Source organism: Micromonospora sp. Llam0 (genome assembly GCF_003751085.1).
Classification (GTDB): Bacteria; Actinomycetota; Actinomycetes; order Mycobacteriales; family Micromonosporaceae; genus Micromonospora_E.
Genome location: NZ_RJJY01000001.1, coordinates 634282 through 649290, shown reverse-complemented (window position 1 = coordinate 649290; position 15009 = coordinate 634282). Strand labels below are relative to the sequence as shown.

The 15009-nt window shown below is 72.2% G+C and carries 15 protein-coding genes; 2 read left to right on the top strand and 13 right to left on the bottom strand.

Going from position 1 to position 15009, the window contains the following annotated elements:
* Window positions 1–58: 58 nt before the first annotated feature.
* From EDC02_RS03030 to EDC02_RS02995, 8 genes are all read right to left on the bottom strand, one after another.
* The gene (locus EDC02_RS03030) at window positions 59–1642 is read right to left on the bottom strand and encodes a S1 family peptidase (RefSeq protein WP_123600638.1); all 1584 of its coding nucleotides are present in this window, start codon (window positions 1640–1642) and stop codon (window positions 59–61) included.
* Window positions 1643–1818: 176 nt separating this feature from the next.
* Window positions 1819–2016, bottom strand: a complete 198-nt coding sequence (locus EDC02_RS03025) for a DUF397 domain-containing protein (protein WP_123600637.1) — start codon at window positions 2014–2016, stop codon at window positions 1819–1821.
* A gap of 90 nt (window positions 2017–2106) precedes the next feature.
* A complete protein-coding gene (locus EDC02_RS03020) occupies window positions 2107–3024 on the bottom strand; it encodes a helix-turn-helix transcriptional regulator (protein ID WP_158632037.1) in 918 nt (305 codons plus the stop codon).
* 92 nt (window positions 3025–3116) lie between these two features.
* Window positions 3117–4805: a ribonuclease J gene (locus EDC02_RS03015; protein WP_123600635.1), complete on the bottom strand. Its 1689-nt coding sequence runs from the start codon at window positions 4803–4805 to the stop codon at window positions 3117–3119.
* Window positions 4802–5725: a 4-hydroxy-tetrahydrodipicolinate synthase gene (dapA, locus tag EDC02_RS03010; protein ID WP_123600634.1), complete on the bottom strand. Its 924-nt coding sequence runs from the start codon at window positions 5723–5725 to the stop codon at window positions 4802–4804. Before dapA ends, EDC02_RS03015 begins: the two co-directional genes overlap by 4 nt.
* Window positions 5726–5785: 60 nt before the next feature.
* Window positions 5786–6541 carry an FAD-dependent thymidylate synthase gene (thyX, locus tag EDC02_RS03005; RefSeq protein WP_199757484.1) on the bottom strand — a complete coding sequence of 252 codons (756 nt, stop codon included), beginning with the start codon at window positions 6539–6541 and terminating at the stop codon, window positions 5786–5788.
* Between the two features lie 95 nt (window positions 6542–6636).
* Complete coding sequence (locus EDC02_RS03000; RefSeq protein ID WP_123600633.1) at window positions 6637–7236, bottom strand: DUF2752 domain-containing protein; 600 nt, start codon at window positions 7234–7236, stop codon at window positions 6637–6639.
* Window positions 7237–7327: 91 nt separating this feature from the next.
* On the bottom strand, window positions 7328–8575 hold the full coding sequence (locus tag EDC02_RS02995) for a winged helix-turn-helix domain-containing protein (RefSeq protein ID WP_123600632.1): 1248 nt from the start codon (window positions 8573–8575) through the stop codon (window positions 7328–7330).
* Between the two features lie 162 nt (window positions 8576–8737).
* On the opposite strand from EDC02_RS02995, the gene EDC02_RS02990 reads away from it, so the two are divergent.
* Window positions 8738–9016, top strand: a complete 279-nt coding sequence (locus tag EDC02_RS02990) for a YggT family protein (protein WP_123600631.1) — start codon at window positions 8738–8740, stop codon at window positions 9014–9016.
* Between the two features lie 51 nt (window positions 9017–9067).
* Here the strand turns inward: EDC02_RS02990 and EDC02_RS02985 are convergent, their stop codons facing one another.
* Genes EDC02_RS02985 through EDC02_RS02965 form a run of 5 tightly spaced genes read right to left on the bottom strand, consistent with a single transcriptional unit; the run spans window position 9068 to window position 14232 of the window.
* Window positions 9068–10636, bottom strand: coding sequence for an AMP-binding protein (locus EDC02_RS02985; protein ID WP_123600630.1), 1569 nt, complete (start codon window positions 10634–10636; stop codon window positions 9068–9070).
* Window positions 10633–11097, bottom strand: coding sequence for a MaoC family dehydratase (locus EDC02_RS02980; protein WP_123600629.1), 465 nt, complete (start codon window positions 11095–11097; stop codon window positions 10633–10635). The genes EDC02_RS02985 and EDC02_RS02980 overlap by 4 nt, the downstream gene beginning before the upstream one ends.
* Window positions 11094–12266, bottom strand: a complete 1173-nt coding sequence (locus EDC02_RS02975) for an acyl-CoA dehydrogenase family protein (RefSeq protein ID WP_123600628.1) — start codon at window positions 12264–12266, stop codon at window positions 11094–11096. The genes EDC02_RS02980 and EDC02_RS02975 overlap by 4 nt, the downstream gene beginning before the upstream one ends.
* A 24-nt stretch (window positions 12267–12290) precedes the next feature.
* Window positions 12291–13049, bottom strand: coding sequence for a 3-oxoacyl-ACP reductase FabG (gene fabG / locus EDC02_RS02970; protein WP_123600627.1), 759 nt, complete (start codon window positions 13047–13049; stop codon window positions 12291–12293).
* Between the two features lie 13 nt (window positions 13050–13062).
* A complete protein-coding gene (locus tag EDC02_RS02965; protein WP_123600626.1) occupies window positions 13063–14232 on the bottom strand; it encodes an acyl-CoA dehydrogenase family protein in 1170 nt (389 codons plus the stop codon).
* 95 nt (window positions 14233–14327) lie between these two features.
* Between EDC02_RS02965 and EDC02_RS02960 the strand changes: the two genes are divergently transcribed.
* Window positions 14328–14993: a TetR/AcrR family transcriptional regulator gene (locus EDC02_RS02960; RefSeq protein ID WP_123600625.1), complete on the top strand. Its 666-nt coding sequence runs from the start codon at window positions 14328–14330 to the stop codon at window positions 14991–14993.
* Window positions 14994–15009 lie beyond the last annotated feature (16 nt).

The following is a 15009-nucleotide window of genomic DNA, read 5'->3' as shown; positions in this document are numbered from 1 at the left end:
GTGGGTGTGCGCCGTCCCCGGGGAGGGCGGCCCCCGGGGACGGCGCGGCGGGTGGCGGTCAGTTCACCGAGAACCCGAGGAGGTAGCCACCCACGCCCCGACCGGACTGCACCCGGTACCGGTAGGCACCGGCGGGTCCGGAGAAACTCAACCGGGTCACCGTGGCGCCGACGCGGTCGCCCCGGGCGACCGTACGCCAGCCGTCGGCGGTGAAGCGTTGCAGCGTAAGCCGGAAGGCGGCGCCGGCCGGTGCCTGCAGGCAGGCGCTGTGCCGTCCGGCCCCGGCCCGGAAGAACCGTCCGTCGGGCTGGATCTGTCGGCCACCGGCCCGGGTCAGTTCGCCGTCACGCAGCACCGTGTGGTCGGCGCACGGGCTCTGCGGCGGGTCCGCCGGCTGGGTCGGCGACGCCGTCGGTACGGCGGTCGGCGCGCCGGTCGGCGGGACCGCACCGTCCTCGGTGGTGACCAGGGTCAGGTTGTTGACCTGCAGGATCTCGGCCAGCGGCTGGAAGAAGGTGACGCCACCGGAGCGGCAGTTGCCGGAGCCGCCCGAGGTGACACCCTGCGCCTGGTCGCCGGAGAGCCAGGCACCGCCGGAGTCGCCGGGTTCGGCGCAGACGTTGGTACGGGTCAGCCCGCTGACCGCGCCCTCCGGGTAGTTGACCGTGACGTCCTTGGCCCGGATCACGCCGCACCGGGTCCCGGTGGTCGATCCGGAGCGGCAGATGCTGGCCCCGACCGGCGCTTCCACGCTGCCGGCGACCGGCAGGTTGTTGCCGTTGAAGTCGTTGACCACCGGCTGCGGTGTCCAGTCGTCGTCGACCGCGACGAAGGCCCAGTCGTCGCCGGGGAACGACGACGCCTGGAACACGCCCTGCGCCTGCTGGTTGAATCCGGTGGTGGTGTCGCCGGGACGACCACAGTGACCGGCGGTGACGAAGCCGCCGACCACGGAGAAGCCGACCGAGCACCGGCCGCCGGCACCGATGAAGTACGGGTCGCCGCCGCGTACGTCGAACAGCGGTACCGGTGCCTCGTCGGAGGCGTCCACCCGGACCGCGTCGGCCGGCACTCCGGCGGCGGCGGCGAAGTCCCGGGCGGCGGGCTGCGCGCCGGGCCGGGCGAGCAGCACCACGGTGTTGTCCGCCAGGTCGACGTACCAGCCGGCCAGGTCGGGGCTGGCGGCGTCGCCCACCCGGTCCAGGCTCTCCTTGACGCCGGTCAACTGCTGCTGGCTGCGGGCCACCAGGCGGGCCTCGGCACCGGCGGCGCGGACCCGGTCCACCTGTGCGGGGTCGGTCACCGCGACGACGAGGTCGGCGCCGTCCTGGCTGATCCACGCGCCCGCGTACGCCGCGTCGAGGTCGGCCCGCAGAACGTCGACGGTACGGGTGGCCCAGCGTTCGGTGGCCAGCCGGGTCCGGGCGTCCGCCGCACTGACGCCGAGGTCGCGACGCAGCGCGGCGACGAGGTCGTCGTGCGCGGCGGCCGGCTGGCCGTCGGTGCCGGCCGGCTGGCCGGTGGCGGTGCCGGGGTCGCCGTCGGTCGGGTCGTCGCCGGCCACGGCCGGCAGGGTCACCGCGGCGAGCAGCCCGACCGCGGCCACGGTGATTCCGGCGGTGACGATCCGTCGGCGTCGCATCCGTACCTCCTCTGCGGCTGGCGTCGGGTCGACGCCGGCAGGTGGTACGGAGGACACCGGTCGATGGATCGACCCGTACGGATGCCGAATGTCACAGCCGGGTTGGTGAACCGCCCGGGGCCGCGCCGCGTACCAACTCTCGGCCGAGTCGGTGGGAGGCGGCCTCCACCCGCCTCCTACCGGCCGGCGAAGTCGCCTCGGTTGACCCCGCGCAGGAACCGTCGCCACTGCTGCGGGTCGACATCCAGCCAGGGCCCGTCCGGCTCGGCCGAGTCGCGCAGCGCCACGTCGCCGGAGGCGGTCACGGTGGCTTCCAGGCACGCGTTGGTGTCGCACTGGCTGCTCCGCCACCAGCCGCGATATGTCCGCATCATAGCTTTTTCTCCGCTTCAGACATTATGCCGATTATTCGGCATTTGCCTGGGTTAACGCGGCACCTGGCCCGGGCGATACGCGACCGGGACTCACCCACCGACGGACGGGGCCTGCGCGGCCGGCAGATCGGCGGTCAACGCCGCAGTCCGCTCGGTGATCAACCGGGCCGAGGTCGCCTCGTCGTGCGCCGAGTCCCAGATGTGCGCGAAGTAGCCGCGGTGCCGGCCGATCCGCTGCGCCGCATGGACGATCTCGTCCAGCAGGAGGCCCTCGCGGTAGAGCAGCGCGTTCTCCTCGTCGCCGAAGTCGAGCAGCGTGAACGGCGCCAGCATCGCCATGATCGCCGCGTCGGCGAACGGAACGATCCGCACCCGCACGTTCGGTCGCCGCGCCACCCGTAGCAAGGCGGCGAACTGCCCGGCCATCACCCGCGGCCCACCGATCGTGCGCCACAGCACCGACTCGTCCAGCACCAGGTGGAACTCCGGCGGATCGGGTCGGTCCAGCACCTGGTCCCGGCGACGCAGCCGGGCCTCGAGCCGCAGCGCCCGGTCGGCCTCCGGCAGCTCGCTGCGCCAGAAGTTCAACACGAACTCGCCGTACTCGCGGGTCTGCAGCAGGCCCGGGATCAACGTCGGCTGGAACACCCGGATGGCGCTGGCCTCGCCCTCCAACTGCAGCAACTGCAGCATTGCCGGAGTCAGGTGCTCCCGGTAGCGCGGCTCGTCCCACCAGCCCCGCAACCGGGAGGTACGGGCGTCGCGCAGCAGCCGCTCGGCCCGGTCGGCGTCCACCACGCCGTACAGCCCCAGCAGGGCCCGCAGATCGGTGGTGGAGACCGAGACGCTGCCCTTCTCGATCCGGTTGACCTTGGAGACCGACCAGTCGAGGGCGTCCGCCACCTTGCCCTGGGTCAGCCCGGCCGACTCCCGGGCGCGGCGCAGCGCGAGTCGGAGCCTGCGCCGCGCCGCCGCAGGGGACTCGCCGGAGCCGGGATCGCCAGGCACGCCAGCCTTCTCGTCACGACAGTGGGTAACTGTCCGACCAGTATGCCCGCCAGCCGGCTTCCTGGTCAGCCCCGGCGACGCTCAGGACGTCTTCAAACCTCCACCACGGTCGGTACGATCATCGGCCGACGCCGGTACGCGTCGTTGACCCAACGGCCGACGATCCGCCGGACCACCTGCTGCAGCTGGTGCGGATCGGTGATGCCGTCGGCGGCGGCCCGACCCAACGCCTCGGTGATCAACGGAACGACCGCGTTGAACGCCTCCGGATCGTCGGAGAATCCCTTCGCCGACACGGTCGGCCCACCGACCACCTTGCCGGTCACCGAGTCGACCACCACGGTCGCCGCGATGAACCCGCCGTCGCCGAGGATCCGCCGCTCGGTCAGCAGCGACTCGCCGACGTCGCCGACCGCGAGACCGTCCACGTAGACATACCGGCTCTTGACGTGCCCGACCAGGGTGGCGTGCCCGTCCACCAGGTCGACGACGTCGCCGTCCTCGCAGAGCACCACCCGCTGCGGATCGAGACCGGACTCGATGCCGAGCCGGGCGTGCGCCCGCAGGTGCCGCCACTCGCCGTGCACCGGCAGCAGGTTGCTCGGCCGCACCACGTTGAGCAGGTAGAGCAGCTCCCCCGCTGGCGCGTGCCCGGAGACGTGCACCTTGGCGGTCTCCTTGTGGATCACGGTCGCCCCGGCCCGGGCCAGCTGATTGATCACCCGGTAGACCGAGGTCTCGTTGCCCGGCACCAGCGAGCTGGCCAGCACCACGGTGTCGCCGGACGCGACGGTGATGTGCCGGTGGTCACCGGTCGCCATCCGACCCAACGCGCTCATCGGCTCACCCTGCGACCCGGTCGACATCAGCACGATCCGGTCCGGCGGCAACGCCGTCGCCTCGTCCAGCCCGACCACCAGGCCGGGCGGGATCCGCAGCAGGCCAAGGTCCCGGGCGATGCCCATGTTGCGCACCATCGACCGGCCGATCAGCGCGACCTTGCGGTCGTACTCGTACGCCGAGTCGATCACCTGCTGCACCCGGTGCACATGGGAGGCGAAGCTCGCCACGATGATCCGACCGGTGGCCTTGCCGAAGATCGAGTCGAGCACCGGCCCGATGTCGCGTTCCGGGGTGACGAAGCCGGGGGTCTCGGCGTTGGTCGAGTCGGACAGCAGCAGGTCGACGCCTTCGGCACCGAGCCGGGCGAAGCCAGCCAGGTCGGTGATCCGCCCGTCCAGCGGCAGCTGGTCCATCTTGAAGTCACCGGTGTGCAGCACCAGCCCGGCCGGCGTACGGATCGCCACCGCGAGCGCGTCCGGGATGGAGTGGTTCACCGCGAGGAACTCGCACTCGAACGGCCCGATCCGCTCCCGCTGACCCTCGCGTACGGTCAACGTGTACGGCTCGATCCGCCGCTCGGCAAGCTTCGCCTCGACCAGCGCCAGGGTGAACTGGGAGCCCACCAACGGGATGTCCGGCTTGTGGGCGAGCAGGTACGGCACCGCGCCGATGTGGTCCTCGTGACCGTGGGTCAGCACGATCGCCTGAACGTCGGCGAGCCGGTCCAGGATCGGGGCGAAGTCCGGCAGGATCAGGTCGACCCCGGGCTGCTCCACATCCGGGAAGAGCACCCCGCAGTCCACCACCAGCAGCTTGCCGTCGAACTCGAAGACCGTCATGTTGCGACCGATCGCGCCGAGCCCGCCCAGCGGGATCACCCGCAACCCGCCCGGCGGCAACTGCGGCGGCAGGTCCAACTCCACGTGTGCCTGGCTCACGGCAGCTCCAGTCCGGCGTCGGCGCAGTCGGCCCGCAGCTGGTCCAACTCGGCGTCGGTGGCCTCGACCAGCGGCGAACGCACCGGCCCGGCGGGCAGGTCGAGCACCCCGAGCGCCGCCTTGACCAGGATCGTGCCGGGGCTGCGGAAGATGCCGGTGAACAACGGCAGCAACCGGCGGTGCAGGGCCAGCGCGGCGGCGTGCTCGCCGGCGACGTACGCCTCGATCATCTGTTTGGTCAGCGCACCGGTCAGGTGGGTCGAGGTGCCGACCAGTCCGACCCCGCCGATCGCCAGCGTCGGCAGGGTGAGCGCGTCGTCACCGCAGTAGTACGCCAGGTCGGTGCGGCCGGTCACCCAGGAGGTGGCGGCCAGATCGCCCTTGGCGTCCTTGACCGCGACGATCCGCTCGTGCTCGCCGAGCCGGGCCAGGGTCTCGCTGCTCATCGCGATGCCGGTGCGGTGCGGGATGTCGTACGCCATCACCGGCAGCCCGGTCGCGTCGGCGACCTCGGTGAAGTGCCGGACCACCCCGGCCTGCGGCGGCTTGTTGTAGTACGGCGCGACCACCAGCAGCCCGTGCGCGCCGACCTTCTCGGCGGCGACCGCCAACTCGACCGTGTGCCGGGTGTCGTTGGTGCCGACACCGGCGACCACCCGGGCCCGGTCCCCGACGGCGTCGATGACGACCCGGAGCAGCTGCTCCTTCTCGACGTCGGTGGTGGTCGGCGACTCGCCGGTGGTGCCGCTGATCACCAGGGCGTCGTTGGCCTGCTCGTCGACCAGGTAGCTGGCCAGCCGGGCGGCGCCGTCGAGGTCGAGCGAGCCGTCGTCGTTCATCGGGGTGACCATGGCGGTCAGGAGTCGCCCGAACGGGGTCGGTGTCCCCGCCCCGGGACCGGCTAGGTGGTGCTGCGTCATACGGACAACCTATCGGACGGCCGCACCGCGTTCTCAGCGCTGGTGGTACGGGCCGGCGGACTACTCCCCCTGCCGGGTGTACGGGCTCGCGGCGACCTCGCTGCCGTCCGGCAACCGGCTGATCTCGAAGTCGGCGAAGACGCTCGGCGCGACCCGCTGCAGCTGCCGCAGGCACTCCACCGCCAACTCGCGGATCTCGACGTCGGCGTGCTCGGTGGCCCGCATCCCGATGAAGTGCCGCCAGGCCCGGTAGTTGCCGGTGACCACGATCCGGGTCTCGGTGGCGTTCGGCAGCACCGCCCGGGCCGCCTGCCGGGCCTGCTTGCGGCGCAGTGTCGGGTTGGGTTCGTCGGCGAACCGCTTCTCCAGGCCCTCCAGCAGCTCGGTGTAGGCCCGCACGCTCGCCTCGGCGGCGGCGACGAACTGCTGGTGCAGCTCGGGGTCCTCGGCGATCACCGCCGGCTCGACCATGGCCGCGTCGCGCTCCGGCACGTACCGCTGGGACAGCTGGGAGTAGGAGAAGTGCCGGTGCCGGATCAGCTCGTGGGTCAGCGACCGGGAGATCCCGGTCAGGTAGAACGTGACACTGCCGTGCTCCAGCACCGACAGGTGCCCGCTGTCCAGGATGTGTCGCAGGTAGCCGGCGTTGGTGGCGGTCGCCGGGTTGGGTTTGCGCCACGACTGGTAGCAGGCCCGGCCGGCGAACTCGGCGAGGGCCTGACCGCCGTCGGCGTCGGTCGACCAGTCGACGTCGGCGGGCGGCTGGAACTGGGTCCAGGCGATCAGCGTGACCTGCGGCGACACGATTTCCGGCATTTCTCGGACTCTAGTTGCCGGCCGGCACCACGGGCAAACACGGCGTCCATCGGGCGGGCCGGCCCACTGGGCGGGCCGCAGGACGGCCGCAGTGGTCAGACGTAGAACCAGCTGAACGGCTCCCACGGCAGGTTGCGCAGCACCGAGAACGCCAACCAGACGCCCAGCGACCAGCCGACCGCCGTCGGGCTGAGCGACAACTGCGGCAGCCGCCACCGGAACAGCTGCTGGCCGACCCAGGCCAGGTAGACGTAGAGCAGGAACGGAACGGCGAAGACCACCAGCAGGTGGTGCCGGGCAGCAGCGCCGAGATCACCGTTGAGCAGGTACCAGACCGCCCGGGTCCCGCCGCAGCCCGGGCAGTCCAGCCCGGTGGTCAGCTTCAGCAGGCAGCTGGGCGCCGCCTCCGCGCTGCTGGTCGTCGGATCGGTGATCACCGTGTAGCCGGCGGCCGCGCCGATACAGCCGAGCACCGCCAGCGGGGCCAGCCAGCGCGGCGACCGCGCCCAGAGCCGGTTGACCAGGCCGGTGAACCGGTCCGGTTGGGCCTGCGGCTGGTACGCGTACTGCTGGTGATCGTGGAAGTGGGCGTCGGGGTACGAATAGGCGTCGCCGGGCGGTGCCGGACCGTCGCCCGGTGGGGTCGGAGCGTCGCCGACGGGCCGCTGCACCGCCACGCCGTCTGGACCCGCCATCCGTCACGCCTCCCTCGATGCCGACCGCCCCACCGTACACCGGCCGGTCCCGCCGGCTCAGCCCGACGACCACGCCGCGCACCGGCGGCGCTCAGCCGACGACCACGGCGCGCGCACCGGCGGCGCCCAACGCCCGGGTCAGCGGCCCGGCCAGGTCGCCGGCGGCCGGTGCCGCGACCTGCGACAGGCCGAGCCAGCCGGCCATCCGGGCCAGCTCGCCGGCCAGGGCGGTCGCGGTCTGCTCCGGATCGGTGGTGGCACCCGGCACCGGCCAGGCGGCCGGCACCCGCAGCACCCCGGCGGCCCGGTCCGCCTTGAGGTCGACCAGCGCGGTCAGCCGGTCGCCGTCGAGGAACGGCAGTACGTAGTAGCCGTGCACCCGCTGCGCGGCCGGCACGTAGATCTCGATCCGGTACCGCAGCCCGAACAGCCGCTCGGTGCGGGCCCGCTCCCAGACCACCGGATCGAACGGGCTGAGCAGCGTGGCGGCCCGGATCCAGCGCGGCAGCCGGGCCCGGTGGTGCAGGTAGGCGGGCTGCGACCAGCCCTGCACCCGGACCGGGCGCAGGATGCCGTCCGCGACCAGGTCAGCGACGACCGGCCGGACCGCCGCCGCCGACAGCCGGAAGTAGTCACGCAGCTCCGGCTCGGCGGCCACGCCCAGGCACCGGGCGGCGACCTCGACCAGCTGTCGGTGCGCCTGCGCCTCACTCGGCGTCGACGCGGCGACGACCCGGGGCGGCAGCACCCGCTCCGGCACGTCGTAGCGGCGGGCAAAGGTGCTGGTCCGCCCGGCGGAGCTGATCTCGCCGGCCCAGAACAGGTACTCCAGTGCGGTCTTCACCGCCGACCAGTTCCACCCCCAGTTGCCGCTCGGCCGCATCGTGTCCTGCTCGATCTGCGCGGCGGTGACCGGGCCGTGCTCGCGGACCTCGGCGAGCACCCGGGCGACCAGCTCAGGCTGCTCGACGGCGATCCGCCGGATGCCGCCCCAGGCGTCGTCGCGGGCGCGGGCCATCCGCCAGCGCAGTGCCGGCTGCAGGTCGACCGGGATCAGCGACGCCTCGTGACCCCAGTACTCGAACAGCTCCCGGGGAGCATGCGCGGCGGCCCGGTCCAGCAGGTCGGTCGGGTACGGGCCGAGCCGGCTGTACAGCGGCAGGTAGTGGGCGCGCTGCAGGACGTTGACCGAGTCGATCTGGATCAGGCCGACCCGGTCCAGCACCCGGCGCAGGTGCCGCCGGGTCGGCACCCCGGTCGGCGCGGGGTCGGCGAAGCCCTGGGCGGCCAGCGCGATCCGGCGGGCCTGGGCGAGCGAGAGACTTTCTGGTACGGGCATCGCCAGGCAACCTACCGCCCGGGTACGACATCGTCGGACGGTGCTGGCTGGCCCGTAGCCGGGGCGGCCGATCGGGCCCGTCCGCCCCGGCGATTCTCAGCGACCACACACAAACGCCAGGCATAGTGGGACGCTCACCGGTCGTCCTGGAGGTCTGCCCCGATGGGTCCCCTGCTCGCACTCCTGAGTCTGCTGCTGCTGGTCTTCCAGTTGCTGCTCGTCGCCCGCGCGATCCTCGACTGGAGCACGGTGCTGGCCGGGCCGAGCCCGCGCGACTCGCTCCGCTCCCGCGCGACCGCCGCCCTGCACACGGTGACCGAGCCGGTGCTGGCCCCGGTCCGGCGGGTGCTGCCGCCGTTGCGCGTCGGCGGCGCCGCCATCGATCTCTCCTTCATCGTCGTCTTCGTCGCCATCGCGCTGATCCGGGTGCTGCTGCCGTGACCCGGCCACCGGTACGGCGGTCCCGGTTGCCGACCAGGACCGCCGTACCGGTCAGCCCTGGTCCGCCCGGTCGACCGCCATCTCCTGGCGCATCGACTCCCGCAGCTCGCGTTTGCGCACCTTGAGGCTAGGTCCGAGCGGCAGCGAGTCGACGTACCGCACGATCCGGGGATACTTGTGCCGGCCGAGGTGGCCACGCGCCCAGTCGACCAGCTCGGCCTCGGTCGGCACCGGGCCGGCGGTGCTGTCCGGCACGACCACCGCGCAGATCTCCTCGCCGTGCCGGGCGTCGGGTACGCCGACGACCGCGACCTGGCCAACCGCCGGATGTCGGGCCAGGACCTCCTCGACCTCCCGGGGGTAGACGTTGAAGCCACCCCGGATCACGATTTCCTTCTTCCGGTCAACGATGAAGACGAACCCGTCGGCGTCCTTGCGACCGAGGTCGCCACTGCGGAACCAGCCGTCCACGATCGCCTCCTCGGTGGCTTCGGGACGGCCGAGGTAACCGGCGAAGACGTTGTGTCCCCGGATCACGATCTCACCGAGCTCGCCGACGCCCAGCAGTTCGATCCGGTCCGCCAGCTCCGCGCGGGCGATCTCCACCTCGACCCCCCAGACCGGGTGCCCGACGCTGCCCGCCCGGGTGCCGGACCACGGCTGGTTGGTGGTGGCGGTCGGAGAGGTCTCGGAGAGCCCGTACCCCTCGTAGATGGTCGTCCGGAACGCCGTGTTGAAGCGTTCCAGGACCGTGGTCGGCAGTGCCGCCCCGCCGCTGATGCACAACCGCAGGCTCGGCAGCACCTCCCGGTTTCGGGCGGCCTCCAGCAACGCGATGTACATCGTCGGCACGCCGTGGAAGACGTCCACCCGTTCCCGGACCATCAGGTCGAGCGCGGCCGGACCACTGAACCGGCTCAGCAGCACCAGGGTCGCGCCGACCCGGAAGGTGCCGTTCATCGCGACGGTCTGGCCGAAGCTGTGGAACAGCGGCAGGCAGCCGAGGACCACGTCGCTGGCACGGGCCTCGTTGGCGTCGAAGGCGTTGACAGTCGCGTTCATCACCAGGTTGAGATGGGTGAGCAGGGCGCCCTTGGCGGTGCCGGTGGTCCCACTGGTGTAGAGGACCACCGCCGGGTCCTCTGCCGACCGCGTCCGGTACGAGGGCAGTGGTGCCAGGCCGTCACCGATGTCCTCCAGCCGCCGCAGGTCCGACCCGGGCGCCGCCGGACCGACCGTCACCACCTCCACCCCGGCAAGCGTGGCCGCGGCGGCACCGAGCGCCAGCAGCGCGGTGTGGCAGACCACCAACGTGACACCGCTGTCGCGCAGCACGTACCCGGCCTCGGCCGGGGTGAGCAGCAGGTGCACCGGCACGACCACCGCGCCGGCCGCCAACGCCGCGTAGTAGACGCGGGGGAAGTCGGCCACGTTGGGGGCGAACAACGCGATCCGGTCGCCGGGTCGCACGCCCAGCTCGGTAAGGGCGGCGGCGTGGCAGCGGGCCTCCAGCCACAGCTCGGCGTAGGTGATCCGGGACGCCCCGTCCACCACCGCGACGGTGTCCGGGTGCCGCCGCGCGCTCTCGGCCAGCACGGCGGCCAGCGACAGGGCGGTCACCGGGACGCTCCGGTCAGCAGCCGGCTCACCGTCTCGGCGACGCAGACCGGCTTGCCTGCGGTGTCGGCGGTCACAGTCACCGCCATGACCACCTGCACGCCGCCGTCCACCGGGTCGACCGCGGCGATGACGGCCTCGGCCCGTACGGCGGATCCGGTGCGGACCGGAGCCGGGAACCGGACCTTGTTGAGCCCGTAGTTGACGGCCGTCCGCACTCCCTCCACCTGGTAGAGCCGGCGCATCAGGGCCGGGATCAGCGACAGGGTGAGCAAGCCGTGGGCGATCGTGACGCCGTACGGCCCGTCGGCCGCCCGTTGCGGGTCGAGATGGATCCACTGATGGTCGTCGGTGGCGGCAGCGAACCCGTCGACCCGGGTCTGGTCGACCGGGAACCAGTCCCCCGGTCCCAGCGATTCACCCACGGCCGCGGCCAGGTCCTCGGTGGTGGCGAAGATCCTCATGCCAGATGCCCTCCCAACATGGTGTAGCCGCGCAGCAGGTCGCGGGCGATGATCAGTCGTTGCATCTCGTCGGTGCCCTCGAAGATGCGGTAGAGCCGGACCAGCCGGTACCACCGCTCGATCGGCAGCTCACGGGTGTAGCCCATGCCGCCGTGGATCTGCAGCACCCGGTCCACCACACGGTTGACCATTCCGGCGCCGTAGAGCTTCGCCATCGAGGAGGCGTGGCGTGGGTCGAGACCCGCGTCGACGGTCCAGGCGGCCCGCAGGATGAGCCAGCGGGCGGCCTCCAATTCGGTCTCCGAGTCGGCGATCATCCAGCTGATCGCCTGGTTGTCCCCGATCGGTCGGCCGAAGGTGTGCCGGGTGGTAGCGTGGTCGATCGCCATCCGCAGGGCCCGTTCGGCGATGCCGACGGCGTGTGAGGGGATGGTGTAGCGCCCCTTGCCGATCCACTCCATGCCCAGCCGGAACCCCTCGCCGACCGCGCCGAGCACGTTGCGGCCCGGGACCCGCACGTCGTCGAAGATCAGCGCCGCCGGGCCGCCCTCGCCCATCGTGGGGATGAACTCCGAGCGCCACCCCATCGCCCGGTCCACCAGGAACGCGGTGGCCCCGCCGGCGCGGACGTCGCGTTCGGGATCGGTCACCGCGACGACGATGGCGAAGTCCGCCTCGTTGCCCCCGGTGATGAAGGTCTTCTCCCCGTTGAGCACCCAGTCGTCGCCGTCGCGGCGGGCGCGGAACCTGATGTTCGCCGCGTCGGAACCGGCGCCCGGCTCGGTGATCGCGAAACAGCTGGCGCGCTCCCCCTCGATGGTCGGGAGCAGGTACTCGCGCCGCTGGTCGGGGTCGGCCCGGAACAGGATGTTGTCCGCCTCGCCGCCGAACCGGAACGGCACCACCGTCCGGCCGATCTCGGTCCAGATCAGCGACTGCATGACGGCCGGCAGGTCCATCCCGCCGTACTCCTCGGGGGTGGCCAGGCCCCAGAAGCCGAACGTGCGGGCCCGGCGCTGCAGCTCGCGCAGCTCGTCGCGGGGCAGCCCGGGCTGGTGCGCCCGCTCGCGGCGCAGCAGCTCCGACTCCAGCGGCACCACCTCCCGGGTGATGAAGTCACGCGCCGTGTCCCGGATCGCCCGTTCCTCAGTGGAAAGTCCGAAGTCCATGTCCGCTCCTTCGCTGCGCCGGGTCTAGCGGGCGCCGCCGTTGACGTAGAGGGTCTGCCCGGTGACGTACGAGGCGTCGTCGCTGGCCAGAAAGGCGATGACCGAGGCGATCTCGGCCGGCTGGGCGACCCGGCGCAACGGGATCTGTTCGGCGGCCCGCTGCTGGTGGGCGGCCGGGTCGCTGCCGGTGCGGACCGCGGTGGCCGCGGTCATCGGGGTCGCCACGTACCCCGGCGCGACCGCGTTGACCGCGATGTCGAACGGGCCGAGTTCCAGCGCCAGGGTGGCGGTGAGTCCCTGTACCCCGGCCTTGGCCGCCGCGTAGTTGGCCTGGCCCCGGTTGCCGAGCGCGGACCGGCTGCTCAGGTTGACGATCCGGCCGTACCGGGCGGTGACCATCTGCCGCTGGGCCGCCTGGCAGCACAGGAACATGCTGGTCAGGTTGGCGGCGAGCACCGCGTCCCACTCCTCGACCGGCATCTTGAACAGCAGGTTGTCGCGGGTGATCCCGGCGTTGTTGACCAGCACGTGCAGGCCGCCGAAGGTCTCCACGACCTGCGCGGTCATCGCCTCCACCGCGTCGGCGTCGGTGACGTCGCAGCCGATCGCGACGGCCCGGCCACCGGCTGCGGTGATCTCGTCGGCGACGGTCCTGGCGCCGTCGGCGACGAGGTCCACCACGGCCACGGCGGCTCCTTCGCCGGCGAGCCGGTGCGCGGTCGCCGCGCCGATGCCCTGGGCGGCGCCGGTCACCACGGCGGTGCGGTCGGTGAATCTGGACATGGTGCTCCCTGGTTCAGCTGGTGGACGGTGGGTGCGAGAAGGCGTTCACGCCGGTGAGGGCGCGGCCGATGAGCAGTTCCTGGATCTGGCTGGTGCCCTCGTAGAGGGTGGTGACCCGGGCGTCGCGCAGGTACCTGCCGACCGGGTACTCGTCGATGTAGCCGTACCCGCCGAGCACCTGGATCGCGTCGTTGGCCGCGTCGACCGCCGCCTCGCTGGCGAACAGTTTGGCCATGGACGCCTCGGTGGCGAACGGCTCGCCCCGGTCGATCAGGTCGGCGACCCGCCAGACCAGCAGCCGGGCGGCATCGGTCCGGACCGCGATCCCGGCGAGCAGCCGTTGGACCAGCTGGTGGCCGGCGATCGGCCGGCCGAACTGGGTCCGCTGGCCCGCGTGACGTACCGCCGTGTCCAGGCAGGCCCGGGCGAGGCCGACGCAGCCGGCGGCGACCGACATCCGGCCCTTGGTGAGGGCGGTGAGGGCGATCCGGAAGCCGCCGCCGACCGGGCCGAGCCGGTCTGCGTCGGACACCCGGACCCCGTCGAGGGCGAGCTCGGCGGTTGCCTGTCCACGCAGGCCGAGCTTGCCGTGGATCTCGCGGCGCTGCAGGCCGGGGGCATCGGTGGGGACCAGGTAGGCGGTGATTCCCCGCGGGCCGGCCCCACCGCTGCGGGCGAACACCAGGGCGACGTCGGCGGTGGTGCCGTTGCTGATGAACATCTTGCTGCCGGTCAGCAGCCAGTCGTCGCCGTCGCGCACGGCCCGGGTGGTCAGCGACGCGGCGTCCGAGCCGACGTCCGGTTCGGTCAGCGCGAAACAGCCCAGGGCCGTTCCGGCGCACAGCCGGGGCAGCCACCGGGTCCGCTGCTCGTCGCTGCCGTGGCCGGCGATGGTCTTGGCGACCAGGCCGAGGGTGACCGAGACGATGCCACGAACGGCAGCGTCCGCCCGGCCCAGTTCCTCCAGGACCAGGCAGTACGACAGGTGGTCGCCGCCGGATCCGCCATCGGACTCGTCGATGGTGAGGCCGAGGAAGCCGACCTCGCCGAGCTTGCCGACGATCGCCGGGTCGACCGCCTCCTGGCGGTCCCAGTCGGCGGCGTACGGCGCCACCTCGCGGTCGGCGAACCGCGCGGCGAGTTCGCGCAGCGCGGCCTGTTCGGCGGAGAGGCGAAGGTCCATGGGCATTAAACTAGCGCTGCAAGTTTTATTCCGTCCAGACCCGCTGTGGCAGAGTTCGTAGTCGATCAGGAACCCGTCGCCCGAGGAGATCACCCATGCCACGGCCACGGCAGGCGCTGCTGAGTCGGGAACGGATCATCGAGACGGCAGCGGCGCTGATCGACGCGGACGGGCTGGCCGTGTTCTCCACCCGCCGCCTCGCCGCCGCGCTGGGGGTACGCGGTCCGTCGCTCTACAACCACTTCGCCACCAAGGACGAGATCATCGACGCGGTGGTGGACAACGTCACGACCCGGGTGGATGTCTCGTTCTTCGGCACGCTGGACTGGCGGGAAGCGCTGCGCCGGTGGGGGTACTCGTACCGGGCGGCGCTCGCCGCCCATCCGAACATCGTGCCGCACCTGGCTCAGGGACCCGGCCGTCGACCGGCCTCGCTGGCGATGGCCGACGCGGTCTACGGTGGACTGGTTGCGGCCGGTTGGCCGCCGGCCCGGGCCACCCACATCGGTGCCCTGATGCGCTACTTCGTGACCGGTTCGGCACTCGGCTCGTTCGCGCGCGGCTTCGGCGAGGACCCCGCGTTCTACGCCGAGCAGTACCCACATCTCGGCCAGGCCCACCGGCTCCCCGAACACCAGAAGCAGGTCGACGAGGGCGCCTTCGCACTGGGGCTGGAGGCGCTGATCGACGGGCTCGCCCGGACCTACGAGCGCACGGTCGGCCCACTGCCGCCCCTGTCGCCGATCGACGAGACGTACTAGAGTCAAAAACTTGCAG